The sequence below is a fragment of the Mesorhizobium mediterraneum genome, from assembly GCF_002284565.1.
Taxonomy (GTDB): domain Bacteria; phylum Pseudomonadota; class Alphaproteobacteria; order Rhizobiales; family Rhizobiaceae; genus Mesorhizobium; species Mesorhizobium mediterraneum.
In genome coordinates this window covers 1-25,772 of record NZ_NPKI01000001.1, presented here as the reverse complement: position 1 = coordinate 25,772, position 25,772 = coordinate 1, and the positions used below count along the sequence as shown (strand labels likewise).

Here is a 25,772-nt window from a genome sequence, read left to right as displayed (position 1 = left end):
GCCATGCCTTTCAAAGCTGCGCAGTCCAGTCGAAGTCGCGGAGATAGAGACCGATCGGGTTGAAGCGGATGATGGCCTCGTCCTGTGGAGGCGTAAGCGTGACGGTGGCGACGCCGCGGAACCGCCGAACGGCGGTCTCCTTGCCCTTGCGGTCGCGTTCGAACTCGGTCCAGTCAATCTGGTAGCTCTGGTTGGACAGCGCGACGATGTTGTTCACCTCTATGGCGACCGTCGCGGTCTTCGCCTTCTCGAACGGCGAGGAGGAGCGGAACCAGGCGTTGACCTTCTCGGTGGCCGGATCGGAGGTTCTCAGATGCGAATAGGTGCGATCGATATACTGCTTCTGCACGACCGCATCCGGCGTCACGCTCCGGAAGTTCGAGACGAAGCTGCCGAGCGTGGCCCTGACGACGCGGGAATCGGCATACTCGATCTGTTCCGGGAAGCCGGCGCTCGAGGCCGTCCCGAGCTTGTCGACCTCGACGATGTACGGCACCAGCTTGACCTGCGTGCTCTGGAAGAGCGCATAGGAAAAGCCGATCACCGCCATGGTCATGCCGGCGATCCCGACCAGGCGCCAGGCGGCTGCGGCCTTGACGTAGGAGCCATAGCGTTCGTTCCACTCCTGTCGGGCGGCAAGATAAGGGTTTTCGGGCGGATTGCCTGCGGCCATGCCGAACGGTCTCCTTACTTACTGTCATCGATCGGGGGCGGCACAGGCCGAGAGGGTGTCCGCTCGCCCGATTGCCGGCTCTGGTCGAGCTTGGCGTTGGCAAGCCCCAGGAGAGAGCCCGCATAGGCGCCGGGCGAGGCGATCGCCTTTTCCTTGGCCGCCGAGCCGGCTGCCCATCCGGCGTTGCCAATGCCAGAGGCCATGCCACGCAGTGCAGCACCCGCCATCGACGACCCGCCAGCTCGTGCGTCGCTCGCCGTCTGCGCGCCCCGTGACGCGGCGCTCGCGCCGAGGAAGGCACCGCCGGCGGCGAAGGTCGCGGCCTGCGCGCCGTGCCGGATCGCTTCCATGCCGCCGGCGATCGACGCGCCCTGGACCACCCCCTGCACGATCGGGGGAACGTACATGGCGATGACGAACACGACGACCGAAATGCCTGCGATGGCGAGCGTCGTGATGAACTGGTCGGAGGTCGCCGTCGGCGCTTCGGCCAGGCCGAGCAGGATGTCTGAGCCGATCTTGGCGATCATCACCAGCGCCATCAACTTCATGCCGACGGAAAAGGCATAGACCAGATAACGGACGGCGAAGTCCTTGGTGTAGGAGGAGCCTCCCAGTCCAAGCATGATCATCCCGGCCAGAAGCCCGACATACATCTCCACCATGACGGCCACGAAGATCGCAGCCACCAGAGAGAAGGAGACGACGACAACGACCATTGCGAAGACCGCGGCGATGGCGAGCGCGTTGTCCTCGAACAGGCCGAACTGCGCCTGCTCGGACATCTTGGATGCAACGCGAATGCCGGCATCAAAAATGTTCGCCGGCGAAGCCGAGCCGCCGCCGGCGCCGATCTGGAACAGGCTGTCGACCACGGCCTTGGCGAAGGCCGGTCCCTGATCGAGGATGAAGGCGAAGAGGCCGATGAACATGACCCGGCGCACCAGCTCGGCGAACCAAGCGTCGAGGCTGGCCGCGTTAATCGCCAGCCAGACCGCGGCGATCCCAACTTCGATGCTGGCGAGAATCCAGAACAGCGAGCGTGCCGCGTCCATGACCGTCGTCTCCCAGCCCTTTGCGGCGGTGACGACCTGGTTCTCCAGTGTTGTTAGGACCGAACCTTGCTGTGCAAGCGCCGGCGCGCTCGCGAGCAGCACGATGGCGATGACGATGAACAGCGCCTCAAACGCGCGGGAGGGGCGGACAATCACCATCGCGGCTTCATTTCCTGCCCGCTGCGCACATCGCGATCCGGATCGCCGCCGAAAAAGCGCTCCCGGTGCTCTTGACGCGCAGCACCAGAGCTCGACGCCGCCGCCGGCGTTTCAGTCGTGGCGTTCGGTTGCACGACTACCCACAACATCATGCCGGCGCCGAAGGCGACGAACACCGCGAGGGCGATGAGAAGGCGCGGGCTCACCAGCGGGGCTCCATCGTCTGACCGCTGCGGATATCGCGGTTGGGCGCGTTGAAGAACTGCTCGCGGCGGGCCTCGGCGAGGTCCTGTCTCGCCTGTTCGGACTGGAACCACGTGCCCATCATGGTCATCTGCTGCGAGACGAGCCCGCGCAGCTTCTGCATCTGCGCGACCTGCTGGGTGGCGATCTGATGGCCGACCTGCAGCGCCTTCATCTGGCCGTCGGCCGATTCCGACATTGAGCGCAGCGAGGACATGGTGGATTCCTCGCTCGAGAACTGCTCCGCGGTGAGGTTCGCTGCCTTCAGCGTTCCGGCGATCGTGTCGCGGTTGGTGTCTGACCAGCTCTGGTAGGTCGACGAAAAACTTGTGCCATCCGGCAGGTTGCTCTTCATGTCGGCGAAGCTCTGGAAGCGCTGTTTCAAAACGTCATCGATATTGCCCATCGAAAAGGCGACGCCCTGCCCTTGCGCTACGACGTTCTGCAGGCTCTTCAGGTCGTTCTCGGCCTGGCCCCAGATATGGTTGGGCAGCTGCGCGGTGTTCTGCAGCAGGTTGTTGTAGATATTGAGCTGGTTCTGGATTTGCTCGGCGAGCTGGGTGATCTGCTTGATCTGGTTGTTGACCTGCTCGGCCGACTTGCCGACGAGGCTGACAAGCTCGGCATTGTTTGCAAGCTGGGTCCATTCAGTTGCTTGCCCCGTCATGCCGCCGGCATGCGCGACCGGCGGCGCTACGGCAGTGCCCAGTATCAGCGCCGCGGCAACTGCGGCACGGGTGCTACGCTTTGGGAAAGAATGATGCGACATCGGCAATCCCCCTCTGTTGGAGCCATTCGAGGGGCCACGCGGCCCCATGCTTGGAATGAAGGGCACGGATCTGCTTGAGGTCCTCCTTGCCGGACGCTCCGACAAAGGAGAGGGCGACAGGACCGAGCGCCATGTCGAACAGCCTGCGGCCTTCCGGCGAGGCGACGTAGTATTCGCGTTTCGGCAGAGCCGTCGCGACGATCTCGATCTGCCGTTCGTTGAAGCCGATCCGCTCGTAGAACTCGCGCGTTCCCGTCTCGCGCGCAGCGCCGTTGGGAAGGCAGATCTTCGTCGGGCAGCTTTCCTTCAAGACGTCGATGATGCCGGAGCGTTCGGCGTCGGAGATGGACTGCGTTGCGAGGACGACGGCGCAGTTCGCCTTGCGCAGCACCTTCAGCCATTCCCTGATCTTGTCGCGGAAGGTCGGATGCCCGAGCATCAGCCAGGCCTCGTCGAGCACGATGAGGCTGGGCGCTCCTGTCAGGCGGTTCTCGATGCGACGAAAGAGATAGGTCAGGACGGGTACGAGGTTGCGTTCGCCCATGTTCATGAGCTCTTCCACCTCAAAGCACTGGAACGCCCTGAGTGACAGACCGTCCTCCTCGGCGTCGAGAAGCTGCCCCATGGGGCCGTCGACCGTGTAGTGGTGCAAGGCATCCTTGATCTCGCGCATCTGCACGCCGGAGACGAAGTCCGAGAGCGAGCGACCGCGCGACTGCGCCATCAAACCGATCTGCCGGGAGATGGCGTTGCGATAGTCCGGCGTGACGCTGACGCCCTGCAGCGCGACAAGCGTTTCGATCCACTCGGCCGCCCACGCGCGGTCGCCGTCGCTGGAGAGCTCTGCGAGCGGGCAGAAGGCGAGCGCCGGCGAAGCCCCCTCCCCTCCCCCGGTAGCATCCCCGCCGATCTCGTAGTGATCGCCGCCGAGTCCGAGCGTCAGCGGCAGCATGGAGCGACCCTTGTCGAAGGCGAAGACCTGGGCGCCGGCATAGCGCCGGAACTGTGCGGCGATCAGCGCCAGCAGCGTCGACTTGCCCGACCCCGTCGGTCCGAACACCAGCGTGTGGCCGACGTCGTCCACATGCAGGTTCAGGCGGAACGGTGTGCTCCCGCTCGCGACCTGCACGAGCGGTGGCGAGCCGGGCGGATAGAAAGGGCAAGGCGCCACCGGGCTGCCCGACCAGACCGAGTTCAACGGGATGAGGTCGGCAAGATTGCACGTGTTGATCAACGGCTCCCGGATATTGGCGTAGGAGACGCCGGGCAGGCTTCCAAGGAAGGCGTCGGTCGCATTCAGCGTTTCAATGCGCGCCCCAAACCCCTCGGCCTGGATGAGACGGCGGATCGCCTCGCACTTTTCCTGAAGCCGAGCCTGCGCTTCATCGAACAGGACGATCACCGGCGTGTAGTAGCCGTAGGCGACGAGCTGGGAGGAGGCCTCGGCGATGGCGTCCTCCGTCTCGGCCACCATCATCATGGCGTCCTGGTCGACCGAGCGGCTCTGGGTCTGAAAGAGCTGGTCGAAGAACGGCCGCACCTTCTGCTGCCATTTCTTGCGGGTCCGCTCCAGCTTCTGCCGTGCCTCCTGCTCGTCAAGAAAGACGAAGCGCGATGACCAGCGATAGGTCAGCGGCATCAGATCGAGCGCGTTGAGGATGCCCGGCCAGCTCTCCGCCGGCAGGCCGTCGATTGCGACAACCCCGAGGAAGCGGTTCTCCACAAGCGGGGTCAGGCCGTGCTGCAGCTCGGCCGTGACCAGCCAGTCGAGATACATCGGGATGTCCGGCAGACGAAGAGGATGGTTTTCGCCTGTGATGCAGAAGCGGACGAACTGGAGCAGCTCGTCATAGCGGGCGACCCGAAATCCGCCTCTCTCGTCCGCCTCGCGCGTCGCCATCCGCTGAATGGAGACGACATTGCCGAGATATTGCTCGATCTCGCGGATCGAGGCGCGGAACGTGTCGAGCGTTGTCACCGCATAGGATGCCGATCGGCTTGCCGGATCGGAATAGACATAGCGTGCGAGGCCAGATCGCCGCGGCTCCGGCGGCCGCCACGTCAGGATGAGCGCATGCCGGCTCTCGAAGTGTCCGCTTTCTCGCTGGAAGTGGAGCCGTCTCTCGAAGTCGATGGCCCGCGTGACTGGGTCGGGGAAATGGCACTCAGCTTCGTCGGGGTAATCGGAAGTCGGCACCCGCACGGCTTCGACCTGGATCATCCACCCCGATCCAAGGCGCGCGAGAATGGTGTTGATCTGCCGCGAGACCTCGTTGCGCTCGGCGTCCGTCGAACTCTCACTGTCGGGGCCGGCAAAATACCAGCCGGCCATCAGCGAACCGTCCTTCAGCAGGATCACGCCGTTGTCGACGAGACCTGCGTAGGGAACGAGATCGGCGAAGGATGGTCCAGATTGGCGGAAAGTCTTGAGTGCGACCATGAGCGCCTCAAAACCTGCGCCATGGCGTCGATGTGGCCCGATAGTACGGCTTGTACGAGATGTGACGGATGTAAACCCGCCGCATCATGGGATCGGACTTCGCCATCATGCGAAGGGCCGCGACGGCGAGCAGCCAGATCGCGACGCCGAAGAGCGCGGCATACCAGGTCAGCACGACGAAGATCAGGATCACCGAAGCGAGGCCGGTAAGCAGAACCAGTTCCCGGTCTGCTCCCATGAGGAGGTTGGGGCGCGAAAGCGCTCTGTGCACGCGCGAGCGCGCGAGATTGGCGCCTGACTCAGCCATCGGCCCCCTCCCCTGCCGCTGCAATCGAGGCCTGTGACGGCGCCTCTCCGATCGAGGCGCCCGTAGCGCCGAACAGGGCGACGATCTGAGTGGCGCCGAGCAGGATGCCAGCGACGAGCACGACATAGACGAGCCGCCGCGCGAAGTCGTTGAGCTCGCCGCCGAAGATCAGCATGCCACCGGCGATCGCGACGGCGGCGAGCGCAATGAAGCCAGCCACCGGACCGGTGATGGACTGCTGGATCTGCTGCAGGGGAGATTCCCAGGGCAGGCCGCCGCCCGAAGAGGCAAGGGCCGGATCGGCCAGGCTGACGCAAGAAAGGGCGGCCAGCGCCGCAAAGGCCCAAGTGATTTGTGTCTTACGCGACATGGCTGTCCTCATCGATCTGGGCGTAGTGTTCGGTCCGGTATCGGGAGTTGCTGAAGCCCTCGACGTGGATAACCTCGCGGACCCGCCTCCCCCTCCCCGTCCGTTCGATGGAAACGACAAGATCGACGGCCTCTCCGATCACCTCCTGCATGGGTTGCTGGCTCGCTTCCGCGGTCAGCTGCTCGAGCCGGCGCAGGGCCGACATTGCCGTGTTCGAGTGAATGGTGGTGACGCCGCCCGGGTGCCCGGTGTTCCACGCCTTGAGCAGCGTGAGCGCCGCGCCGTCGCGGACCTCGCCGACAATGATTCGGTCAGGCCGCAATCGCATGGTGCTCTTGAGAAGCCGCGCCATGTCGACGGTGTCGCTTGTGTGAAGCGATACCGCGTTTTCGGCGGCGCATTGGATCTCGGCGGTGTCTTCCAGGATGACGATCCGATCGTCCGGCGCATTGGCGACGATTTCGGCGATAACCGCATTGGCAAGGGTCGTCTTGCCCGAGCCCGTGCCGCCGGAGATCACGATGTTCATGCGAGAGGCGATCGCGCTGCGCAGGACAGAGGCCTGCGCCTCGGTCATAACCTTCGACTTTACGTAGTCGCAAAGCGGGATCAGCCGCGACGCGCGCCGCCGGATCGTGAAGGCCGGTCCGGAAACGACGGGCGGCAGCAAGCCCTCGAAACGGTGCCCGCCGATCGGCAGTTCGCCGGAGATGATCGGCTGCTCGTCGTCGGCCTCGGATTGTAGCGCATGGGCGACGCTGCCGATGATCACCTCCGCCGCGGCAGGGCTCAGTGCGCCGGCCGGGGTGACGCCATGACCCAGGCGTTCGATGAAGAGCTTGCCATCGGGGTTGAGCATGATCTCGACAACCGTCGCGTCATCGAGCGCGACGCAGAGATGGTCGCCGAGAGCTTCCTGAAGTTTGCGGACGAGACGCGAATGCGAGCGGAGTTGGGTCACGCGGCGCTCCTGATCGGTGCGCCGTCGGAGATTATCGAACGGTAGCCGGGAGGACAGACCTGCTCAAAGCGCTCGCGATCGGCTGGAAGGCTTCCGGCAACCGCCATCGTGTCGCCGATTGCTGCAGGTTCGCCGAGCCGTCGCATCGGCCAGCCGGCACGTTTGAGGATCCGCTCGAAGCGGAGATCGGTCGCGGTGACGATCTCGCTGTAACCATTCGCCATCGACCATTCGATGATGCCGGCGAACAAGGTGCGTGTCACAAGATGTAATTGGCCCCCTTCCCTGCCCGCGGTCTGGGACGTGTCGACACAGAAGCGCGAACTTTCGACCATTTCTGGATGTGGGTTCAGAGAACCCTTTTCGAGCAGTTCGGGAAATATGTACTTGAGCATCGTCGGCCCGGAAGCCGGAAGAAGACGGGCGCAACCGGCGACCATCCCAGGCTCATTAACTGCCAGAACGTAGGTCGGCTTAAAATCATCGTAGCGATCGCGCTCTTCCCCCGCGGTCACAGAGACGTCCCATTCGAGACGGCCGCCGAACACCGCTGCGCGAAGACGGTACATCTGCTTCAGAAAATTTTGATGGCGGCCGTAAAGGTCGGGCGAGACGGTCAGTATCCGCATTATGATCTCCGCATGAACACGTCATGCGGAGACAAAACACCTCGTTGGGCGTGTGCCTACGTGCAGATTTGCAGCCGGTGATTCTGCCGAATCGACGGTCTAGCTACGGAAATTCGAGAGCAGGCAGGGGCTAAAGTGTTGATGAAGAGGTGCAAATCTGCATTTCATGCCCACGGTCGCGAACAGCGGGAATCGACCTAACTTACGGATAACCATTGGAGAATCCGGTCTGGGCGTGAATGGTCCCGCAACATGTTAACTTCTCATTAACCAAAAACGCCTTGCGGCTACCGTCGAATCGCACATAGTAATCACGCTTTCCTGCCATATGGACCCGGAAAAGCGTTATTCCCAAGTGGGGGCGGTGAAATTGAACGTGGCGCAGACTTTCGACCTCGACATAGACTTTGACGAGGAGATTCTCCAGCAGGGTGAACTCATCTCGGACAAGCTCAACATGCTGCGCCTGGAGCAGTATCCGCCGGATGCTGAGAAAGGCCTTCGGCTGTTTTCCTCGGCCGAGGTTGCCGATTTTCTTGGCGTGACGCAAAACCATATCAAGAAACTACATCTTGAGGGAAAGGGGCCGGAGCCGCTCGTATCACAGTCCGGCCGCCGCTCGTACACGGCGGCGCAGATGATGGAGTTGCGCGCCTTCCTCGACAAACACGGCAGAACTGATTTCAAGCGCTATGTGCCTCACCGGCGCGGCGGCGAAGGCCTTCAAGTTATCTCCGTTGTGAATTTCAAAGGTGGGAGTGGAAAGACAACCACCACGGCCCATCTTGCCCAGTACCTCGCTCTCACTGGCCATCGTGTCCTTGCGATCGACCTCGACCCACAGGCTTCACTCACTGCTCTTCATGGGATGCAGCCCGAACTTGACAAGAATCCGTCGCTTTTCGAGGCGCTTCGCTACGATGATCAACGCAGCTCGATCAAGGACGTGATTCAACCGACGAATTTTCCGGGGCTCGACATCGTCCCGGCGAACCTCGAACTCCAGGAATACGAGTACGAGACACCACTAGCGGCTTCGAACAAAAATTCCCCTGAAGGGCGTATGTTCTTCACCCGCATTACGCAGGCCCTTAAAGAGGTCGACGATCAATATGACGTGGTTGTGATCGATTGCCCTCCTCAGCTCGGCTATCTCACGCTCACCGCGCTGACAGCCTCCACATCTGTTCTTATCACGGTCCATCCGCAGATGCTCGACATCATGTCGATGAGCCAGTTCCTGCTCATGCTTGGCGGGATCTTGCAGTCGATAAAGGGGGTCGGGGCGAAAGTCCGGCTGAAGTGGTTCCGCTATCTGGTGACGAGATACGAGCCGATGGACGGGCCGCAGGCACAGATGGTTGGTTTCATGCAGGCGATGTTCAACAAGCGGATGCTCACCAATCAGATGGTTAAGTCCACCGCCATATCTGATGCCGGTATTACCAAGCAGACCCTTTATGAGGTTGAGCGCAGCCAGTTCACGCGTTCAACGTATGACCGTGCGATGGAGTCCCTCAACGCAGTCAATAGCGAGATTGTCTCGCTGATACACAAAGCATGGGGGCGGAAGTGATCGCTTTCTTGACAGCCGTGCAGAACCGCAAAAAACCTCGCAAAATCAGCGCAGTAAATACGAGAATGGAGGGTGCAAATGGCTAGAAAGCACCTCTTGGCCAACATCGGGGCGACCGTGGGCGATCGGAAGCCGCAAAGCAATTCATCGGAGAGCAGGGCCGAATATGCCCGTCGTGGCGCAACGCGCTCGATGATGCAGTCTCTCGATGAGATGGCGGAAAACTCTATGCGCGTCCTAGAGGGCGAAACGATCGTATCCCTTGATCCGGACCTCCTTGAGGCCTCCCCTTTCGCTGATCGGATTGCCAGCAACGACGAGGATTTTTCCGCGTTGGTCTCGGCTATTGAGCAGGCTGGTCAGTCCTCGCCTATCCTCGTTCGGCCTCACCCAGATGTTTCTGGCCGCTTTGTCATTGTTTACGGCCATCGCCGTGCTCGCGCTGCCCGTCATCTCGGCATCGCTGTGAAGGCCGTCGTCAAGCCGATCGAGGACATCGCACATGTGATCGCACAGGGGCAGGAAAACACCGCCCGCTCCGACCTCACTTTCATCGAGAAGGCCCTCTTTGCACGTAAACTGACCAGCTCCGGAATTGACAAGGAGACGGTCAAAAGCGCGCTTACAATCGACGATACGCTCCTGTCCCGAATGCTGGCAGTTGCGGAGCACGTTCCCGAACATGTTCTGGATGCATTGGGCGCCGCGAGAGGCGTTGGGAGGGATCGCTGGGAGGAGCTCAAGAAACTTCTCCAATTGCCTGGCAAATCGGCCCAGGCGTCAAATCTAATTCGAAGCGACGAGTTTGCGAGTGTCGATACCGACCAGCGCTTCGCAGTTTTGCTCGACGACCTGAAGAAGAAGGCGAAGAGCAAAAAAACCGCGGTAGCCAAGCCTGCGGAAAGGTCTTGGTCACTTGCGGGTAATGCCGTGAAAGTCGCAACAAAGGATACCGGGAAGGGCTTTACTTTGGCACTCAAGGCCCAGGACGCGTCTCGGTTTGGGGCGTATCTCTCGGAACACCTAGAACGCTTTTATCAAGAGTTCCAGAAGACGGAGCATATGTAAGAAAAGTACGAAACCGCAAAAGAAAAAGGCCACCGAAACGAATTCCGGAAGCCCTTCTCTGTAGTGTGGCAACTGAGAGAATCGCATTTCCGGGAATCACCGTCAAGGGCTGATCGAGCCCCGCGCCGTTTTGGCGAGCGGATTTCTTTTGCCTGAACACAGGTAAAGACAATGGAAACGCATTTTTCAACGACGCCCTTCGGGCGGCGGCCGATGACGCTTGGCATGATCTCAAGCCAAGTCACCGCAAGGGCGGTGTCGAAGGACGCGACCGTCCACAAGTGGCACGTCTTCCAAGATATCAAGGATGCCAGGATCGCTCTGGGCGCCTCTGATCGCGCTTTGGCCATTCTCGACGCGCTGTTGTCGTTCCATCCGGACACGGCGCTTTATGGCGACAGCGAGCTGATCGTCTGGCCATCAAACGAGCAGCTTATCCGCCGCGCCAACGGAATGCCGCCAACGACCTTGCGGCGGCACCTGGCCGTCCTGGTGGAGTGCGGATTGATCATCCGTCGGGACAGCCCAAACGGCAAGCGCTTCGCCCGGAAAGGGCAGGGGGGCGAGATCGAGCAAGCCTATGGCTTCGACATTTCGCCGATCGTCGCGCGCGCAGAGGAGTTCAAGGAGCTGGCGGAAGCGGTCAGATCTGAGAAGAAGGCCTTTCGGCTCGTTAAGGAGCGGCTAACCATATGCCGGCGTGACATCGTCAAGATGATCGACGCTGGAATTGAGGAAGGCGTGCCGGCGAACTGGGGCAGGGTCCAGCAGGCCTACCAGGCGATTGTCGGCCAGATACCACGCACCGCCCCCCGACAGACCTTGGAGGCGATTGCCGAGGATCTGGAGGGCCTTTGGGCTGAAGTGCGTGAAGCATTGGAATCATTTGTAAAAAGACAGAAAGTGGACGCCAATGAGTCCCAAAACGGACGCCACATACAGAATTCAAAACCAGACTCTAAATCTGAATCTGAAAATGGCTTAGGAAATAAAGATGAAGCGGGCGGCAACGTTGCGGACACCGACAACATACGGAGCCTGCCGAAGCGCGAGCTGCCGTTAGGAATTGTGCTGGATGCCTGCCCGAACATGCTTTGGCTGGTGAAGGGCGGCGGCGGAATCCGCAACTGGCGTGAATTTCTGGCCGCGGCCGAGGTTGCCCGGCCGGCCATGGGCATCAGCCCCAGCGCCTGGGAGGAAGCGCGGACGGCCATGGGTGAACAGCAGGCGGCGATTACCATTGCCGCGATCTACCAGCGGCAGGACCAGATCAACAGCGCCGGCGGCTATTTGCGCAGCCTGACGGACCGAGCAAAGGCCGGAAAGTTCTCGGTCTGGCCGATGGTGATGGCCTTGCTGCGGGCAAAGCTTGACGCGTCGAAGACGACCGGAACCGGAGCTGAAGCCGCGGCCGTCGACTTGGAGACGGCAGGCAAGATTGTGCGCACCGAATCCCGGCTGGAAATCAGCGATGCGTTGCGCCGCAGTCTCGACAAGCCGGGGCGCGGGTCATGATCAGCCGGGCCGGTTTCGATCCGCACTATGGGAGACGCCCGCTTCAGCAGTGTGGCATCAGCCAGGTGCTCGGTGACGAGCCACCTCACTGCCCGCCGCAGTCGTTCAGGCGTCCAGTCGAGGTCGCGCTGCTTCAGGACCCGAGCGATATCGTCCCAGTTGTGGTCTGATCGCATCCGGCGGACCGTCGGAAGCCACTGGTTCATCGTTGATTGTAGCCGTCGGCCATAATAGGGGCCGCCCCTGTGCATTATTGGGACACAGATTCACGGTAAGTTGTGTGCGTCAAGTTCTTCACGGTAGGCATTTCGCCGCTGCCTGATCGGCAAGGTTCGCCCTCTCCGTCGTCCACCGACGAGGCGATGAACGGCTTCATTGAGCCCTTTGCGGGCGTTGGCTTTAGTCGTGTGCCATCCAGACCGTTCGTCCCTTCGCAGCGTCCTTAATGCTGAGTTCCGCAAAACCAATTTTCCGCCAGAAGCCGATCGCTCCCTTGTTCGCGCGATTGGCGCCGACATGGATACCTTTGATACCATGTTCGACCGCGAAGCTTCGCCATTTATCGAACAGCTTTGAGCCAAGCCCGCTCCCTTGGACGCGGGGCAAAAGATTCATGTGAAGATGAGCCGGATACTTGCTAACCACGGCTGCCGGCGTTCGCGCCGGGTGGTGGATCATGGATGCCCGCCGCTCGTCCGGCGTCCATAAATCCCGTAACGCTTCAGGTGGATCGGCATAGCGCAGGCGAAGTTGCGGCCACCACTCCCTTTCGAGTCGATCCTCCCATTCCAGTGTATCTATTGTTCCGACGGCAAAGCCCGCAACACCCCGGGAGTCTTCGACAACTACGGCAAGCTGCGGCTCAAGCACCGCATACGGCGCGGCGTAGATATGCCCCATCAGCTTTGGATCCTCGTAGAGGTGTGACGCATCGCCCCCCTCAAAGCCAGTCGCAAGGGAAATAGCATACAGTGCGTCAACGTCTTCCCATCTAACCGGGCGAATGCTCACCATTGTGTCCTCAGGTTTTTCTCGGCTTCTGCATAGCGCCCTTCTATATCGCCGGAAAAGCCTCCGAAGGTCCCGCATTGTGCTCTTCCTGCTCGGTCGAGTAGGGCGAGACGGACGGCAAAGCTCCACCCCGTGCGGTCATTCAAGCCAAGTCATTCCAGTGCTTGATGTGCCTCCTGCTGGCGAAATTTGGCAACGATTCTTGAGACGGTTGGCTCGCTCACGTCATATAGCCTTGCCATTTCGGCGCCAGACTCGCGGCCCGAAATGACGGACTCGGCGATCTCACGCCGCTTTTTGTCATCGAGCTTGCGCCGTCGCCCACCAACGCGACCTTCCAGCCGGGCCTCAGCCAGCCCTGCGCTCGTCCGCTCGCGGATCATGGCGCGCTCGAATTCGGCGAATCTGCCGACCATCTGCATCATCATGCGGCCAGCCGGCGTGGTGGTCTCGATCGCCTCGGTGAGCGAGCGGAACCCAGCGCCCGCGGCTCGATCTTCTCCATGAGGTGCAGGAGATCTTTCAGGCTGCGCGACAGGCGGTACAGCATTGAAGTGGACGCTAATGGCCTCATGCCGCTCCAACTGACCGCTCGCCCGTGATCGTTACGCCGCTACCGTGAATCCGTGTCCGAATAGCCTGTTGCACGGCCGTCATCTTCGCCAGGGCTTCGAGCTTGCGCTCGCGGCTACCAGGATTGCCTGCCAGCCGCCCCTTCGATCGTGCGGCGATGATGCCGGCCTTGGTCCGCTCCGAAATCAACGCACGCTCGAGCTGGGCAACGGCGCAGTAGCCGATTTGCCAGGCCTGTGGTCGACCGGAGCGTCGATTTTGCGCTTCACGAGCCATTTGCGGCGTTTCTCAGGATCGGGAAAGGAGTGTTGTACAAACACCGAAGACATCAGCAAACGATCGTTTGTAAACGTCTCTAGTTGCCCTTTATATCGCTCGTACCGCTTCGATGAGCCGGTAAATCAACGTTTTTCGGCCTCCTGAGCGTCCCAAGGCCTCGTGCTGTACAGTCCCGATATGAGGTCATTATCGATAGTTAGCTTGTTCCCAGGGATCATCGCCTGTGACGGAAGTAACCGGTGCTATAGCTTCCGTTGCGTGAATCAGCTACAAACAAATCAATGGCTTACCAACTCGTCGATTTGCCCCTGAACAGCCTGCTGGGGCCGCTCGCCCGCGCCGCTGTCGGTTTTACTTCCCGACTTCAATTGAAGCGCTAAGCTGAAATTTCGAACCGCGGTTTCTAAGTTACGGTTTCGATTGATTGAGGGGAAGGGGCCTTTCGGAGCCCTGACGCGATGCCGCCGAAGCGGATTCAGCGCAGTCCGAATTCATGATGGCTGGTGGATCTGGGAGCCCGCGTACCGGCCGCCGTTTCCATTGGCGCAGCCAGTCGTGCGGGCCAAGCGGTGGCTCATTCGTCGCCTGCGAGACCGTCGAAGGCCTCGATCAGCGCATCGACGATCGCCTGGCCGAGCGCCTGTGCTGTCTCACCGATTTGGGCTTCGTTTCCATTGCGGGCCGCGGTGGCGAGTTCCGAACCCTGATCCATCAGGATCGCATTGGACCTATCGATCGCCCATTGCGCGAAATCGTTGCGGCTGTCGATGATCCTGGTTTCCATGGCTGCGCGCTCCCGCGTTTACGATTTGTTGGCCAATTCGGGCTAGGGTCAGGGCGCGCGATGGGTATTGCGTTCGCGCCACAACACTCCTCGATTCTTGCAGCATCAGGCCTCGCCGGCAAGCCGCTCCGCCTCGCGTAGGTAGGGAGCCTGAGGCCGTGCCCTGTCGTCCTAGGACGAGCCTCCGACAAGCAGACTCCCGCTGCTAGGCACTGAGTAGCGGCAGGGCAGGGGACTTATGGTTCCTACAGCCCGCTCGCCTTGGTGAGATTGGTCCGGAACCGATCGCGCTGGCGCTGATATTTGCGGGTCATCTCGGCCGAGGCGTGGCCGAGCTGCTTCTGTACGTAACGTTCCTCGATGTCCGCGGAGGAGGCAAGGCCGGCGCGCAGCGAATGCCCTGAGAACAGCAGCGCACGCTCCGCTTCCGGAAGATCGGAGCGGACGCCGGCGGCGAGCGCCGTCTGCTTGACCAGGCGGGCGACATGCTTGTCGGAAAGTCGTTCGACGTCGACGGTCTTGTTGTCTTTGAAGATGCGCCGGAACAGCGGACCGCGCGCGATCCTTCCGAGCCTGATCCAGGTTTCCAGCGCGACAACCGGGCAAGAAAAATCGCTGGAGCCGCGGCCGACCTCGACCTCACGCCAACCGGTCTTGCCGCGCAGCGTCACCAGCACGCCCTTGTCGGCAAAAATCTCGATCCAGCCGGCGCCGTCGCTCTTGTCGTCGCGCACGACGTCGAGGCCGACGATTTCCGAGCGCCGCAACCCGCCGGCAAAGCCTAGGAGCAAAATAGCGCGGTCGCGCAGCCCGCGCAGATCGTGCCCGAGCGTCGCGATCATTGCCTTGATGTCATCGCCGAGGACGGCCTCCTTCTGCCGCGGCGGCTTTGCGTGTTTTCTGCGGATACCGGCGAGCACGGTGGCAATATGGCGATCGGCACGGTCGAGAGAAAATCCGCGCTGGGAAAAATTCCAGGCCAGGCCGGAGAGGCGCCGCTCGATCGTTGCGACCGAAAGGGCGGGAATGCCGCGTTTCGGCTCGCCGGCGGCGGTGCCTGAGGCACAGGCGCTGATATAGAGGCCGATTGTTTGTACCTCTGGGGGCAAGGGCTCAAAACCGTTGCGGCGACACCAGGACGAATAATGCGAAAAGTCCTTGGTGTAGGCGTCTCGCGTGTTTTCGGAGCTGGCGGCCTTGGCGTAGTCTTTTGCCGTCTCGACGAGCGCTTCGAGATGCGCCGGCGACCGCGATGGGCGTCCCATCTCCATGACCAGATCGACGATGTCGGGCAGACCTGCGAATTCGCCGGGCGGGCCGTTGTCGCGACGCCGGTCGGCTTGCGGGTCTTGATGGGAGTCCGCGCCATCTGGTTTCAGTAGCTTGTCCATGGCTCAATTGTGCGATTGAATCAGAAGAGTCGAGTCGGCGCCAGCTTGCAGCCAAACAGCGAGGCTGTCCATTGCATCGGCATCTCACGCACCCGCAGGCTTAGGCCCATATCCGTACACGCCAGCGCGACAGCGACCTGCCCGAAGGGAACCTCGGTGATCAAGAAAGCGATCAAGAAATCAACGCAAATCGCCGCTGATCCCTATCGCAAGGCCAGGTTTCGTGAGATGGCCCGCGACATCGTGGCCAAGGACCGCCATGACCGGAAATACGGCATGGCCGTCGACACGGCGGGCGCCATCGCCCGGGCGCTGGAAAAGGCCTATCGCCAAGGCTTTGAGGACAACCGGGTGGGCCGGCCGTCGCAAAGCCAAGAGCCGGCGGCGCAGGACGGTCCGCTCGATTGGGCGCTCATCCCGCCGCGTCCGCGAAACGCCTTCTGGAGCATCTGCCTGTTCACCTTGGGGCGTGGCGAGTCGCCATCGGAAATGGGCTATCTCGCGGCGGCCACGACCGAGCGCGGAACGCCGGGATGGCGCCTTGTCGTGCCCGGGCTTTCGTACCATGACAAGTCGATCGGCGAAAAGACCATCATTCCGCTCGTCCGTCTGGGCTTGATCGAGCCGGCGCTGGATGAGCCCCACTGTCTGGTCGTTTCAACGCGCGGCGCGCAAACGTGGTGGCTGTTCCACGCGCGCGGTGGCCGATATCCCGAGGATCTGACTGACGTGTAGACCCACTAGCGGTACGGAACCGGCTGTCGGCCAACCGGTGTTCGGCGGCGGCACCGCAGCGTTTGCAATCCATAGCACCTGGTGCTATATAAAACCATGACGCAGCGGACGTTCAAGACGGCCTGGTTCGCCAAGGCGGCGCGCAAGGCGCGAATCAGGGACGTGGCACTGTGCAAGGCGATTGCGCAGGTGGCGTTGGGACAAGCCGAAGATCTTGGCGGTGGCGTGTTCAAGAAGCGTCTGAACGACAACCGGCACCGATCGATCATCCTGGCCAAATCCGGTCGGTTCTGGGTCTACGAGTATCTGTTCGCCAAGCAGGACAGGGCCAACATTGATGACGACGAACTCGCCCAGTTCCGCAGCCTGGCCAAGGCTTATGCTGGGCTGACCGATCGGCAGCTCGGCGAATTGCTGGCAGACGGAGATTTTTTGGAGATATGCACATGAGCAGGGCTAGAAAATACAAGTCCGACGCCTTCGAGGCGATCCACAGCTCGGCGAGCGCGCTCTACAAGGTCGGGGCGATCGACAAGGCGACGATGCGCAGCTTCGACGAGAGCTGCCTGACGGTGCCGCCGGCGATCGAGCCCGACGCGATCAAGGCGCTGCGGGAGAAGAACCATGTCAGCCAGCCGGTGTTTGCGCGCTATCTGAACACATCCGAATCGACGGTGCAGAAATGGGAGACCGGAGCCAAGCGGCCGAGTGGCATGGCGCTGAAGCTGCTGTTTGTGGTCGACAAGCACGGGCTGCAGGTGCTGCGCTAGCGGCGCTTCGGTTACGTCCGATAAGGCAAGCTTACCGGACACGAACGTCGTTCGACATCCCCGGCGCTTTATGGCCGAGATGATTGCAAAAAGCGCCGCGATGACTCATGCTGCCGGCGATGATTCGCCACGCCAAACCGCCTTCCCGCCACGCCGTCCAGCCGCTCGGCGCCGCGCCGATCGCGCCCATGGCGACTGTGCCATCCTGGCTGCGCCGGGCCGTCGAGACGGCGCAAACCGTCGAAGATGCTGCGCTTGCGTCCGGCGCGGCGCTGACCGCGCTCGATGCTGTCGTGCGCCGGGACGAAAAATGGGCGGGCGCCTGGCGGCAGCGCCTCGCGCTCGCGGCGGCCGCGACGACGGCACGGCAGGCGGGGCGCACCGAGGACGAGGCCGCGCTGCGCGATTCTTTTCTCCTGACCCGTCCCGGTGACGACGTTGGGCCGGGCGGTGTTTTGCTGCTCGCCTGGCGCCGGCTGGCAGCCCGGCCCGCGGAGGATCTCCTGACGGCAAAAAACCTCACCGCGGTCTTGGAAGAATTCGGTTTTTTCGCCCGCGACGGCGCGGCGGTCGGCGATCTCCTCGAGGATCTCCGCCAGCTGTCTACGGCAGCCGGCGTTGTCGAGATGCTGACCGGTGCCTTCGCGAGCGCGGAACGCGATGGCTTCGGACGCAATTTGGGTGCTTGGCTCGCCGACGCCCTGCTCGCGCAAAGATTGGGTTGGCCGCATGCGGTGCCGCTTCTGGGAGCGCAGCCTGCATCGGGCGGAAGCACGCGTGGCGTGCGAGTGAGAACAACCAGTCTGACGGAAAGCGACCAGGCGCCAGGCGGGGAGAGGGTGCAGGGCCTGCTCGTGGCTCAGGCGCGCGCCGCGCTGCGCGCCATCGATCTTTCCGCCGAGCTCGGGCGCCGTGCGGATCGGCTGTTCGGTGTCGCTCCGAAACTGCGGGCAAAGGGGGCGGACCATGTCGTCGATCATTTGCTGAACGACGATGCGCTCGTTGCCTCGCGCGGGGACAAAAGGACCGGGATGAGCGACCGCGGCCTGCGGCGGCTGTTCGACCGATTGGTCGATCTCGGCGCCGTGCGCGAGCTGTCCGGCCGCACCACGTTCCGCATCTACGGGCTTTAGCAAATGGCTGAAGCGGACCGCAAGAGGCGAGGGCGGGGCCGGTCGGATGACCATCGATCAGGCGACCGTCGTTCAAATGACCATTTGTTCGATCGCGATCTCGACCACCTGCCGGCGGAGGTTCGCTGGCGGGAGTGGATGAACCGCGTCGAGGCGACGGTCTTCGCCGCCAGCGAGCCGGTCACACGTAGTGTGCTCGCGCAAGTGATTGGCGCCAGTTGCAACCTCGACCTCCTCATTGATGACATCCGCGAGGAACTGCGCGGCCGTCCTTACGACCTGGTCGCGGTCGCCGGCGGTTTTCGGCACCTGACGCGGCCGGCCTACGGTGATGCCATTCGCGCAGCGTTAGGCACGGACGAGCAAGAGCAAAAAAACCTTTCGCAGCCGGAGGTGCTCGTGCTGTTGACGATCGCCTACTTCCAGCCGATCACCCGTGCCGAACTGTCCTCCTTGTTCGGCAAGGAAATCAGCCGCGACCTGATCGGCAATTTGCGCGGCTTCGGCCTGATCGCCTCCGGCCCACGCAGCCCGACCCCAGGCGCGCCCTACACCTATGTCACGACCAAGGCGTTCCTGCTGCAGTTCGGGTTCGACACCCTGCGCGATCTCCCCGACATCGATGCGCTTGAGGATGCAGGCCTGCTGTCGAAGGAGAAGCTGCTGGCGGGCGACATCACGCCGGGGTTTTCCAGTGACTGGGATGAAGATGCGGGCGTTGCCGGTGATGAATAGCATGCTGCTCACCAGGGATGGGTGGTTCGCGGGCAGCAGTCCTATCCGCGTGGGACCGCAAGAACACGGTGACGCTTCGTTTGGATCGCATCGTCAGTGGCGCGCGAATAGGCCGCGAGCAGAGCAGCAAGGTCGGCGCCGGTCGGGGGTGACCGCACAGACCTCGGCGATCCTTGATGCGTGTCCATGAAATCCGAGAAGTGCGCAATCAACCGGTCATGGCCGCCTGCAGCCAGGACGAGCCGACGCCGCCGGGCAACAGCATCGTCCTCATCTGCCGTCAACCAGCCGACAGGCTTGTCCGCGAGCCATTCGAAGCAGCGGATGCGCGAGGACGTGGACAGGTTCGTGAGCGTCTTGCCCAATGAGACGCCTGCAATGACAGGCGCGCCCAGCAGCCGCGAAGTCAGGTCGCCGATCGTCATCGATCCCTTGGCCATCCCCACCTTGCAGATATCGTCGATCGACCGTTCCAGCCGTCGTGCCGACGTTTTGACGAAGACCTTCGATGCCGTGCGCAGAGCGAAGGCGCATCGGGCGCAAAAGTGCTGCGGCATCAGGTCGGTCTGGTCGAAGGATGCAATCCCGCTGCGACAGGCGGGACATCGATCCCGAAGACCGCGACCATGCACGAAGCACGAGATGCGCGTCGCCAGCCGCCAGTGCCGGCGAAAATACGGCGCCTGGTCGCCGGCAAGGCACTGGGGACAATACTGCGTCCAGGTCGAACGGTTCGGGCGGACGTTCTCGCGCAACGGCAGCAGGAGCGGCGTCAACGCTGGACCGGTCATCGTCATCGCCGACAACGCTTCCGTTGCAATATCCGCCTGTTGTTGGAGCAGGGTCGCGACACCGTGCGTTAGGCTATGGTCGAGGCGGGACGACCCCATTCCGTCACCAAGCCCCAAGACGCCGGCGAATGGCCGCGGCGCGATACCGTTGGCGATGGCAAGGCGGTGGAGCCAGCTCGACAATAGCTCATCCGGCTGCGGGTCAATGGAAACGGACCACCGATCCCGAACGACGTCCCCGTATCGCTCACGGATCTCGATGGCGAAGCGTGCTCCGCTCACAGCAGGCGGTCACGCACCGGCGCCCGGCGGCGCTTCGAGACGGGGATGTAGCGCAGCGCCTCGATGCCCGTTTTCGTTATCCGCTCCGCGCCAGACCTTGCCGCCGCCACGGCCGCCGCAGAGACGATCGCCACGATCTCGCCGATCAGGCCCTCGGAGAGCTGAAAGATCATCCGCGCCATCGGTTCATCCGAGAGATCGGAAGCGCGGGCGAGCGGCAAGGCGGCTTCGAGGCTGTTGAGCAGCGCGAAAAACTCCTCGCCATATTGCCATCGCGGCACTGCATGCAGGTCGAACCGGGTCGCCATTTCGGCGGTCTGGTTGATGAAGTCGTACACCGCGACCTCACCGATCAGAATCGGTGAAATGTCGAACTGGCGGCCGATCCTTCTGAGGAAGGCAAGAACCGCCTCGACGTCCCGCGATCGGCCCCGCAGCGCATTGTGGAATTCGTCGAAGATCAGCATCCTGGGCTTCAGGCTGTCGAACAGGCGATCGATTTGCTCGGCTTTGCGGCCGACACCACGACCCATGCCGGTTGGCGCTCGCAATGCCTCGAGGATGCTTCATAGAAATGGGCGAGGCCCGCACCCTCACGCGTCTGGACCACCCACACCCGCTGCTGCTCGGCGGTTCTCAGATGTTCGACAGCAAACCGTTCGGCGATCATCTCTTGCCGTTGGCATAGGGTCCGACGAGCATCAGGCCTCGGGTCCGCAACGCCGGCGGCCGGGACAGCAACTCGGCAAGGCGTTCATGCGCTTGGACTGTCACCTGATGTCCGATCCATCGCGGCGCCTGGATATAGGCGATCCGCTCTTCCATCCTGCGGTCAAGAACCGGGCGAACGTGATCGAGCAGATGGCCCACCACGTCACCAGTCCTCGACTGGCAGACGGCGTTTGTGGCGTACGGGATGCTCGGCAGGCGCCGGTTTTGCGGGGCGCAGCGCATCATAGGGTTTGGCGGCCTCTACCGCATGTGCTCGACGCACGGCATTGCGCAGCTCGATTTTTGATGGCTTTTGCCCGCTGGCGATTTCCGTTATCTGACGGCGGAGCGTCACTTTTTCGACATCCGTTCGCGCATTCGCGCTGCGTTGGTGCGAGCGGTCAGCTTCGTGCTCCCACAACGTCATGGGAGCAAGCATTCCGTCACGCCGCTCCACGGGCCGGAACTCCCTCGTCTCCGGGTCCCGGATGTAGACGTGGCTGATATCGCGAGGATCGTATCGCAGCTCGAGCCGTCCCAGACGGTCTCGTTGCGGGACGAGGCTGCCCAGCCACGGTGAAAAATAGTCCAACGCGAACATGCTGACACCCTGCGGTGAGATGCGCCTCTCTGCTACGGGGAGAAAGGCAAGCAGCACTTGCATCGCATCATCATCGAAGTGCTGGAGATCGCGCGCCTGTCGCTCCCATTCTGTCGCCGGCACCTTCAACGTCCTCGCATTTTCCTGAAGGTTATGGTCGATCACGGCGAGCGCGATGCATCGCTCGAGATCGGCGAAGCTGAGGCGAGCTCGCCGCTGCGCGGGGTATTCGTCGCGATCCGCCACGGATCGGCCCGTCGAGCCCGGCTGCGTTGCCAGAACAGAGTTGAGCTTCCCAAGTAGCCTCTCGACCACCCCGCCTTGGTGGACGCGACCGCGATCCCGGTAGCGGATGCGAATGCCGTAGTCCTCGCACCCGCGCTGGAAGGCATGCCCTTTGAACTCCTTGGCGGAGTCGGTGACAAGCGACCTCGGTCGACCGAACATCGGCCAGCCGTGGTTGATGTCATGTGCGCTGAGCCAGGCCTCCTTTGGACACACAGCCTGCGCTAGGCAGAGCGCGACCGACAGCGCAGACGGCTTCTCGAGGGTGAGACAGAAGCCAAAGATGCAGCGTGTCGCCACGTCGGTGACGATCGTCAAGTATGCCCGGCCGATGAACGTCCCGCCGCCGTCGACGACCTCGACGAAGTTGATGTCCGTGGGCGTGTGATCTATCTGGCAGACATCCAGTGGGCGCGCCGCATGGATGTATCCTGGCCGCGGTTTGAGACGCTGGAGATGCTTCGGATTGGCGGACCGTTTCCTCGCGATCTCCTCGGGGCTGAACAGCCCGGGTATCCGGCGGGCGACCGTGAGATAGGACGGAGCGGCCAAGCCGGCCTCTTCGCAGCGAGCGCGGATCTCGGCCACGACGGGAGCGAGCGGCGGAGCCTCCAGCACCAGCCACTGCTCTCGCAACGTCGTCGCAATGATCGCCTCGATGCCTTGATCAAGGCGCTTCTTGCGGCTGCCATCCAACTGGGGCAGCAGCGACGTCACGGTCCGATCGTTGCGGTAGCGCGCCAGCAGATTGTAGACTTGGCGGGTCGAGAGGCGCAGCTCGGCCGCGGCCCGGTTGATTGCCGCGCGTCTTGGCCCCGAACCGTCGAGAATCCTGTCGAGCTCGCGAGCGAGACGACGTGCCGCCGACCATGCTTCGTCGGAATGCGACGTGCCGGGTGCGGCTTTGCGGTTGTGCAATCGGTGCGGCAAATCGCAGTCAGTGAAATCGTTAGCGAAAAATCGGGGCTGTCGTAGCGCCAAAACCTAAACAACACCTGACTTTTCCCTGTTTGAAATCGGGAGGTAAAAACGACACCGAGGCTTTGGCGCGGCTCGACGAGCGTCTGGCGCGCTCGCCGGTGCGCGACGGCTGGATCGAGCGCCAACACTTTGCCGACGCGGCGGCGGCGCTGTGGATCGAAGGCGAACTGGTCCACCTTGAGGACCTCGTCCTGCACGACGCCCACATGGATATCCGCACTCCGACACATGATCTCACCCGGGCGCATGCCGTGCTGCGCGCCCGCCGCCACATTTTTGGCAATAAACCCGACTGGGCGCTCGGCCGCGACGGGTTATTGGCGCTGACTGGTCGCGGCGGTGCGGCGGCGGAGCCGGCACAAAATGGCCGGGACGGCGAGGGGGCCTCATCTTCTGAGGAGGGTGTCGATGATGGCGGGTCGTCGGCCGAGCAGGACGCGATGGCGCACGAGTTCGCCGAAATCGACGCCTTGCTCGCCCGATCGACAAACGTGCTCGCCGGCATCCAGACCGGTCCAAAAAGGCCGATCGCGAACGACCGGCCGGCCCTGGTCTACGACCTCGACTGGGATGAGGATGCACGGCTGGCTGAATGGCAGGCTGTGCTGCGGGCAACAATCGACCTGCCTGCCGTGCTGCGCGTCGCGTTGCTTATCGACGCCTGGACCGAGATCGAGGTCTTACAGCACGCGCCATGGCTCGGGCCGCTTTTGGCCGCGGCGCTGCTGCGTCAGACCGGCACGACTGCCAACCATCTCGCCAGTCTTTCTGTCGGCTTGCGCGCGATCCAAAGGGACCGGCGGCGCGCCCGTGACAAAAGTGTGCGGCTGCTCGCTGTCCTCGAGACCATCCACGCGGCGGCATCGGCCGGGCTGAAAGAACATGACCGGCTGGTGCTGGCGCGGGGCCAACTGGAGCGGCGCTTGCGGTCGCGGCGGACGAACTCGAAACTGCCGCGGCTGATAGACTTGGTGCTGGCGCGGCCGCTGGTATCGACGGCCATGGTCCAGAAGGAACTGGAGGTCAGCCGGCAGGGTGCGCTGGATCTTGTCGGTGCGCTCAATCTGCGCGAAATCACCGGCCGGAAGCGGTTCCAGGCCTGGGCCGTTGTCTGATGATCGGGAATGCAGCTTTGAGGCCTAATCGGCCCGAAGCTGATGAGGTGGAACGGCCCTTCTCAAACGGCATCAAGTGCCTAACGTGGTCGTGTTGAAACGCCACAAAGAAGAAGGACCGCTCCATGAAGAAGATTACCACAGTCGGGCTCGATCTGGCCAAATCCGTTTTTCAGGTTCATGGCATAGCCGAAGAAGGAGACGTGATCGTACGTCGCGCACTGCGTCGATCGCAGGTGCTGGACTTCTTTCGCACATTGCAGCCTTGTCTCGTAGGGATGGAGGCCTGTGGCAGCGCGCATTATTGGGCTCGGGAAATTCAGGCCCTGGGTCATACGGTTCGGATGATGCCACCCGCATACGTGAAGGCCTATGTCAAGGCGATCTCGTCGGGCACGGTGAAGACGACATGAAAATATTGCGTGTCGAGAAGCTCCGCCCGCCGCGCTTCGATCCAATCCGCACGCGCCAGGGACTGGCATTTGGGGCAGTTGCGCGAACGGCAGCTGTTGTAGGCGATCCGCCGCTCACCGCATCGGTCGCATTGTTCGACATGGCTGCACGCCGTTCGGTCGACAGCGACGCGCCGTGCTGCTCACGCCAAGCAGCACCATAGCGGCGGAATACATCCGCCACCTCCGGACCAGATCGCCCCATGGGGCGACCGTCAGAAATGTTCAGGTGGTAGCGGTGGCGCCGCCTTCGGGACTGGCCGTGGCAACAACTCCAGCGGACTCGTCGCCGCGCAGACCTTGCTGGTTGCGATCCGCAGATATTGCGAGGTGGTCGACAGGCTGCGATGGCCGAGCAAAAGCTGGATGGTACGGATATCGGTGCCGGCCTCAAGTAGGTGGCAGGCAAAGGCGTGCCGCAACGAATGCGGCGTCACGGGCTTGCCCAGGCCCGACAGCCGGTGCGCCTTGCCGCAGGCGTTCTGCACCGCGTTGGTCGATATCGGTTCGTTGGGGATGGCGCCGGGAAACATCCACGTCTTCGGCCGGACGGCACGCCAATAGTCGGTCAGCGTCTCCAGCAAGCGCGCCGAGAGCATGACGTAACGGTCCTTCTGCCCCTTGCCTTGATCGACGCGCAGTACCATTCGTTGTCGGTCGATGGCCTCCGGTCTCAGGTGCACCGCTTCGGAAATCCGCAGACCGGCGGCGTAGCATGTCGTCAGGATCGTCTGATGCTTCAGGCTCTCCACGCAGCCGAGAAAGTGTAATACCTCTTCGGGGCTGAGGATGACGGCGAGTGTCTTGGGCACCCTGGGGCACGGAATGATGCGGTCGAAATCCCATTCGAAGCCGAGCGTGACGCGGTACAAAAAACGGAGCGCCGAAACGGCCACGTGTATGGACTTCGGCGCCAGCTTCTTCTCATTCGTCAGATAGACTTGGTAGGTGCGGACATCTTCCTGACAGAGCAAGTCGGGCGACTTCGCAAAATGGCGAGCAAACTGCGAAACTTGCAGCAGATACGAGTCCTGCGTATGCGGCGACAGATTGCGGACCTGCATGTCGTTTATCATGCGTAACCGAAGCGGGGTCATTAAAGGGCTCCTTGGCATTGAGGTGACGCTGCGCGTGGGCAGCAGCGTCACCTTGCCTGAAGCAAGCCCCTATGAACCCGGCCGATTACGTCCGGCCAATCATGCCAGGATGCCTCGCCTGCACCGGATCAATGACCTCCGAGCAAGACTTTCCCGCGAAGCGGGTTCGTCCAAGTCAAGATATGGTCAGGTGAACATATCTTGACATAGGCCTTCACGTATGCGGGTGGCATCATCCGAACCGTATGACCCAGGGCCTGAATTTCCCGAGCCCAATAATG

General features: G+C 62.3%; 25 protein-coding genes and 5 pseudogenes. 10 read left to right on the top strand and 20 right to left on the bottom strand.

From position 1 onward, the window contains the following. Nucleotides 1-10 precede the first annotated feature (10 nt). The 9 genes from CIT25_RS00150 to traI are packed head-to-tail and all read right to left on the bottom strand — an operon-like array spanning nt 11 to nt 7,606. Nucleotides 11-673, bottom strand: a complete 663-nt coding sequence (locus CIT25_RS00150; protein ID WP_095482566.1) for a conjugal transfer protein TrbF — start codon at nt 671-673, stop codon at nt 11-13. Between the two features lie 14 nt (nt 674-687). After that, nucleotides 688-1,887 (bottom strand): P-type conjugative transfer protein TrbL, encoded by a 1,200-nt coding sequence (trbL, locus tag CIT25_RS00145; RefSeq protein ID WP_095482565.1) that lies wholly within the window; start codon nt 1,885-1,887, stop codon nt 688-690. Continuing rightward, nucleotides 1,881-2,093: an entry exclusion protein TrbK gene (gene trbK / locus CIT25_RS00140; protein WP_095482564.1), complete on the bottom strand. Its 213-nt coding sequence runs from the start codon at nt 2,091-2,093 to the stop codon at nt 1,881-1,883. The genes trbL and trbK overlap by 7 nt, the downstream gene beginning before the upstream one ends. After that, nucleotides 2,090-2,899 carry a P-type conjugative transfer protein TrbJ gene (gene trbJ / locus CIT25_RS00135; RefSeq protein ID WP_095482563.1) on the bottom strand — a complete coding sequence of 270 codons (810 nt, stop codon included), beginning with the start codon at nt 2,897-2,899 and terminating at the stop codon, nt 2,090-2,092. Before trbJ ends, trbK begins: the two co-directional genes overlap by 4 nt. Further along, nucleotides 2,871-5,339, bottom strand: coding sequence for a conjugal transfer protein TrbE (locus CIT25_RS00130; protein WP_095482562.1), 2,469 nt, complete (start codon nt 5,337-5,339; stop codon nt 2,871-2,873). The genes trbJ and CIT25_RS00130 overlap by 29 nt, the downstream gene beginning before the upstream one ends. Nucleotides 5,340-5,346: 7 nt before the next feature. Beyond that, nucleotides 5,347-5,646 carry a conjugal transfer protein TrbD gene (locus CIT25_RS00125; protein WP_095482561.1) on the bottom strand — a complete coding sequence of 100 codons (300 nt, stop codon included), beginning with the start codon at nt 5,644-5,646 and terminating at the stop codon, nt 5,347-5,349. Beyond that, nucleotides 5,639-6,016 (bottom strand): TrbC/VirB2 family protein, encoded by a 378-nt coding sequence (locus tag CIT25_RS00120; RefSeq protein WP_095482560.1) that lies wholly within the window; start codon nt 6,014-6,016, stop codon nt 5,639-5,641. Before CIT25_RS00120 ends, CIT25_RS00125 begins: the two co-directional genes overlap by 8 nt. Beyond that, complete coding sequence (gene trbB / locus CIT25_RS00115) at nt 6,006-6,977, bottom strand: P-type conjugative transfer ATPase TrbB (protein ID WP_095482559.1); 972 nt, start codon at nt 6,975-6,977, stop codon at nt 6,006-6,008. Before trbB ends, CIT25_RS00120 begins: the two co-directional genes overlap by 11 nt. Next, entirely contained in the window at nt 6,974-7,606 is a 633-nt protein-coding gene (gene traI, locus CIT25_RS00110) for an acyl-homoserine-lactone synthase (protein WP_095482558.1), read from the bottom strand. Before traI ends, trbB begins: the two co-directional genes overlap by 4 nt. Before the next feature lie 328 nt (nt 7,607-7,934). Between traI and repA the strand changes: the two genes are divergently transcribed. From repA to repC, 3 genes are all read left to right on the top strand, one after another. Beyond that, entirely contained in the window at nt 7,935-9,182 is a 1,248-nt protein-coding gene (repA, locus tag CIT25_RS00105; protein WP_425351718.1) for a plasmid partitioning protein RepA, read from the top strand. Between the two features lie 78 nt (nt 9,183-9,260). Next, nucleotides 9,261-10,250 carry a plasmid partitioning protein RepB gene (gene repB, locus CIT25_RS00100; RefSeq protein ID WP_095482557.1) on the top strand — a complete coding sequence of 330 codons (990 nt, stop codon included), beginning with the start codon at nt 9,261-9,263 and terminating at the stop codon, nt 10,248-10,250. 171 nt (nt 10,251-10,421) lie between these two features. Continuing rightward, nucleotides 10,422-11,765 carry a plasmid replication protein RepC gene (gene repC / locus CIT25_RS00095; RefSeq protein ID WP_095482556.1) on the top strand — a complete coding sequence of 448 codons (1,344 nt, stop codon included), beginning with the start codon at nt 10,422-10,424 and terminating at the stop codon, nt 11,763-11,765. 29 nt (nt 11,766-11,794) lie between these two features. On the opposite strand, the pseudogene CIT25_RS37305 reads toward repC, so the two are convergent. From CIT25_RS37305 to CIT25_RS00065, 6 genes and pseudogenes are all read right to left on the bottom strand, one after another. Next, nucleotides 11,795-11,995 (bottom strand): annotated as a pseudogene (locus tag CIT25_RS37305) (recombinase family protein); the annotation flags it as partial. 169 nt (nt 11,996-12,164) lie between these two features. Further along, nucleotides 12,165-12,779, bottom strand: a complete 615-nt coding sequence (locus CIT25_RS00085) for a GNAT family N-acetyltransferase (protein ID WP_095482555.1) — start codon at nt 12,777-12,779, stop codon at nt 12,165-12,167. Between the two features lie 149 nt (nt 12,780-12,928). Further along, complete coding sequence (locus CIT25_RS00080; protein ID WP_342587057.1) at nt 12,929-13,360, bottom strand: recombinase family protein; 432 nt, start codon at nt 13,358-13,360, stop codon at nt 12,929-12,931. Nucleotides 13,361-13,412: 52 nt separating this feature from the next. After that, nucleotides 13,413-13,562 (bottom strand): annotated as a pseudogene (locus CIT25_RS00075) (recombinase family protein); the annotation flags it as partial. A 640-nt stretch (nt 13,563-14,202) separates the two neighbouring features. After that, nucleotides 14,203-14,412: a hypothetical protein gene (locus CIT25_RS00070; protein WP_065010175.1), complete on the bottom strand. Its 210-nt coding sequence runs from the start codon at nt 14,410-14,412 to the stop codon at nt 14,203-14,205. Nucleotides 14,413-14,657: 245 nt separating this feature from the next. Then, the gene (locus CIT25_RS00065) at nt 14,658-15,803 is read right to left on the bottom strand and encodes a tyrosine-type recombinase/integrase (protein WP_095482554.1); all 1,146 of its coding nucleotides are present in this window, start codon (nt 15,801-15,803) and stop codon (nt 14,658-14,660) included. Nucleotides 15,804-16,031: 228 nt separating this feature from the next. On the opposite strand from CIT25_RS00065, the gene CIT25_RS00060 reads away from it, so the two are divergent. From CIT25_RS00060 to scpB, 5 genes are all read left to right on the top strand, one after another. After that, nucleotides 16,032-16,538, top strand: coding sequence for a hypothetical protein (locus CIT25_RS00060; protein WP_095482609.1), 507 nt, complete (start codon nt 16,032-16,034; stop codon nt 16,536-16,538). Nucleotides 16,539-16,634: 96 nt separating this feature from the next. Further along, the gene (locus CIT25_RS00055) at nt 16,635-16,988 is read left to right on the top strand and encodes a type II toxin-antitoxin system RelE/ParE family toxin (RefSeq protein ID WP_095482553.1); all 354 of its coding nucleotides are present in this window, start codon (nt 16,635-16,637) and stop codon (nt 16,986-16,988) included. Then, nucleotides 16,985-17,308 carry a helix-turn-helix domain-containing protein gene (locus tag CIT25_RS00050; protein WP_095482552.1) on the top strand — a complete coding sequence of 108 codons (324 nt, stop codon included), beginning with the start codon at nt 16,985-16,987 and terminating at the stop codon, nt 17,306-17,308. Before CIT25_RS00055 ends, CIT25_RS00050 begins: the two co-directional genes overlap by 4 nt. A gap of 107 nt (nt 17,309-17,415) precedes the next feature. Next, nucleotides 17,416-18,441 carry a DUF1403 family protein gene (locus tag CIT25_RS00045; RefSeq protein ID WP_425351717.1) on the top strand — a complete coding sequence of 342 codons (1,026 nt, stop codon included), beginning with the start codon at nt 17,416-17,418 and terminating at the stop codon, nt 18,439-18,441. A gap of 3 nt (nt 18,442-18,444) precedes the next feature. Beyond that, entirely contained in the window at nt 18,445-19,176 is a 732-nt protein-coding gene (gene scpB, locus CIT25_RS00040; protein WP_095482551.1) for an SMC-Scp complex subunit ScpB, read from the top strand. 41 nt (nt 19,177-19,217) lie between these two features. Here the strand turns inward: scpB and CIT25_RS00035 are convergent, their stop codons facing one another. The 3 genes and pseudogenes from CIT25_RS00035 to CIT25_RS00025 form a co-directional block, all read right to left on the bottom strand. Then, the gene (locus tag CIT25_RS00035; RefSeq protein WP_095482550.1) at nt 19,218-20,249 is read right to left on the bottom strand and encodes a TniQ family protein; all 1,032 of its coding nucleotides are present in this window, start codon (nt 20,247-20,249) and stop codon (nt 19,218-19,220) included. Continuing rightward, nucleotides 20,246-21,122 (bottom strand): annotated as a pseudogene (locus tag CIT25_RS00030) (TniB family NTP-binding protein). Before CIT25_RS00030 ends, CIT25_RS00035 begins: the two are co-directional and overlap by 4 nt. A gap of 1 nt (nt 21,123) precedes the next feature. Then, nucleotides 21,124-22,776 (bottom strand): Mu transposase C-terminal domain-containing protein, encoded by a 1,653-nt coding sequence (locus CIT25_RS00025; RefSeq protein WP_095482549.1) that lies wholly within the window; start codon nt 22,774-22,776, stop codon nt 21,124-21,126. 113 nt (nt 22,777-22,889) lie between these two features. Between CIT25_RS00025 and CIT25_RS00020 the strand changes: the two genes are divergently transcribed. Beyond that, nucleotides 22,890-23,942 carry an RHE_PE00001 family protein gene (locus CIT25_RS00020; protein WP_095482548.1) on the top strand — a complete coding sequence of 351 codons (1,053 nt, stop codon included), beginning with the start codon at nt 22,890-22,892 and terminating at the stop codon, nt 23,940-23,942. Between the two features lie 125 nt (nt 23,943-24,067). Then, nucleotides 24,068-24,322, top strand: a pseudogene (locus CIT25_RS00015) (IS110 family transposase); the annotation flags it as partial. Here the strand turns inward: CIT25_RS00015 and CIT25_RS00010 are convergent. Both CIT25_RS00010 and CIT25_RS00005 read right to left on the bottom strand, forming a co-directional pair. Continuing rightward, nucleotides 24,322-24,599: pseudogene (locus CIT25_RS00010) on the bottom strand (transposase zinc-binding domain-containing protein); the annotation flags it as partial. The pseudogenes CIT25_RS00015 and CIT25_RS00010 overlap by 1 nt on opposite strands. 10 nt (nt 24,600-24,609) lie before the next feature. Beyond that, complete coding sequence (locus CIT25_RS00005; RefSeq protein ID WP_164895844.1) at nt 24,610-25,491, bottom strand: site-specific integrase; 882 nt, start codon at nt 25,489-25,491, stop codon at nt 24,610-24,612. Nucleotides 25,492-25,772 lie beyond the last annotated feature (281 nt).

Coding starts and splice junctions, on each gene's coding strand:
- CIT25_RS00150 (WP_095482566.1), bottom strand. CDS start 673: ATGGCCGCAGGCAATCCGCCCGAAAACCCTTATCTTGCCGCCCGACAG.
- trbL (WP_095482565.1), bottom strand. CDS start 1,887: ATGGTGATTGTCCGCCCCTCCCGCGCGTTTGAGGCGCTGTTCATCGTC.
- trbJ (WP_095482563.1), bottom strand. CDS start 2,899: ATGTCGCATCATTCTTTCCCAAAGCGTAGCACCCGTGCCGCAGTTGCC.
- CIT25_RS00130 (WP_095482562.1), bottom strand. CDS start 5,339: ATGGTCGCACTCAAGACTTTCCGCCAATCTGGACCATCCTTCGCCGAT.
- CIT25_RS00125 (WP_095482561.1), bottom strand. CDS start 5,646: ATGGCTGAGTCAGGCGCCAATCTCGCGCGCTCGCGCGTGCACAGAGCG.
- CIT25_RS00120 (WP_095482560.1), bottom strand. CDS start 6,016: ATGTCGCGTAAGACACAAATCACTTGGGCCTTTGCGGCGCTGGCCGCC.
- traI (WP_095482558.1), bottom strand. CDS start 7,606: ATGCGGATACTGACCGTCTCGCCCGACCTTTACGGCCGCCATCAAAAT.
- repA (WP_425351718.1), top strand. CDS start 7,935: ATGGACCCGGAAAAGCGTTATTCCCAAGTGGGGGCGGTGAAATTGAAC.
- repB (WP_095482557.1), top strand. CDS start 9,261: ATGGCTAGAAAGCACCTCTTGGCCAACATCGGGGCGACCGTGGGCGAT.
- repC (WP_095482556.1), top strand. CDS start 10,422: ATGGAAACGCATTTTTCAACGACGCCCTTCGGGCGGCGGCCGATGACG.
- CIT25_RS00085 (WP_095482555.1), bottom strand. CDS start 12,779: ATGGTGAGCATTCGCCCGGTTAGATGGGAAGACGTTGACGCACTGTAT.
- CIT25_RS00070 (WP_065010175.1), bottom strand. CDS start 14,412: ATGGAAACCAGGATCATCGACAGCCGCAACGATTTCGCGCAATGGGCG.
- CIT25_RS00065 (WP_095482554.1), bottom strand. CDS start 15,803: ATGGACAAGCTACTGAAACCAGATGGCGCGGACTCCCATCAAGACCCG.
- CIT25_RS00060 (WP_095482609.1), top strand. CDS start 16,032: ATGGCCCGCGACATCGTGGCCAAGGACCGCCATGACCGGAAATACGGC.
- CIT25_RS00055 (WP_095482553.1), top strand. CDS start 16,635: ATGACGCAGCGGACGTTCAAGACGGCCTGGTTCGCCAAGGCGGCGCGC.
- CIT25_RS00050 (WP_095482552.1), top strand. CDS start 16,985: ATGAGCAGGGCTAGAAAATACAAGTCCGACGCCTTCGAGGCGATCCAC.
- CIT25_RS00045 (WP_425351717.1), top strand. CDS start 17,416: ATGCTGCCGGCGATGATTCGCCACGCCAAACCGCCTTCCCGCCACGCC.
- scpB (WP_095482551.1), top strand. CDS start 18,445: ATGGCTGAAGCGGACCGCAAGAGGCGAGGGCGGGGCCGGTCGGATGAC.
- CIT25_RS00005 (WP_164895844.1), bottom strand. CDS start 25,491: ATGACCCCGCTTCGGTTACGCATGATAAACGACATGCAGGTCCGCAAT.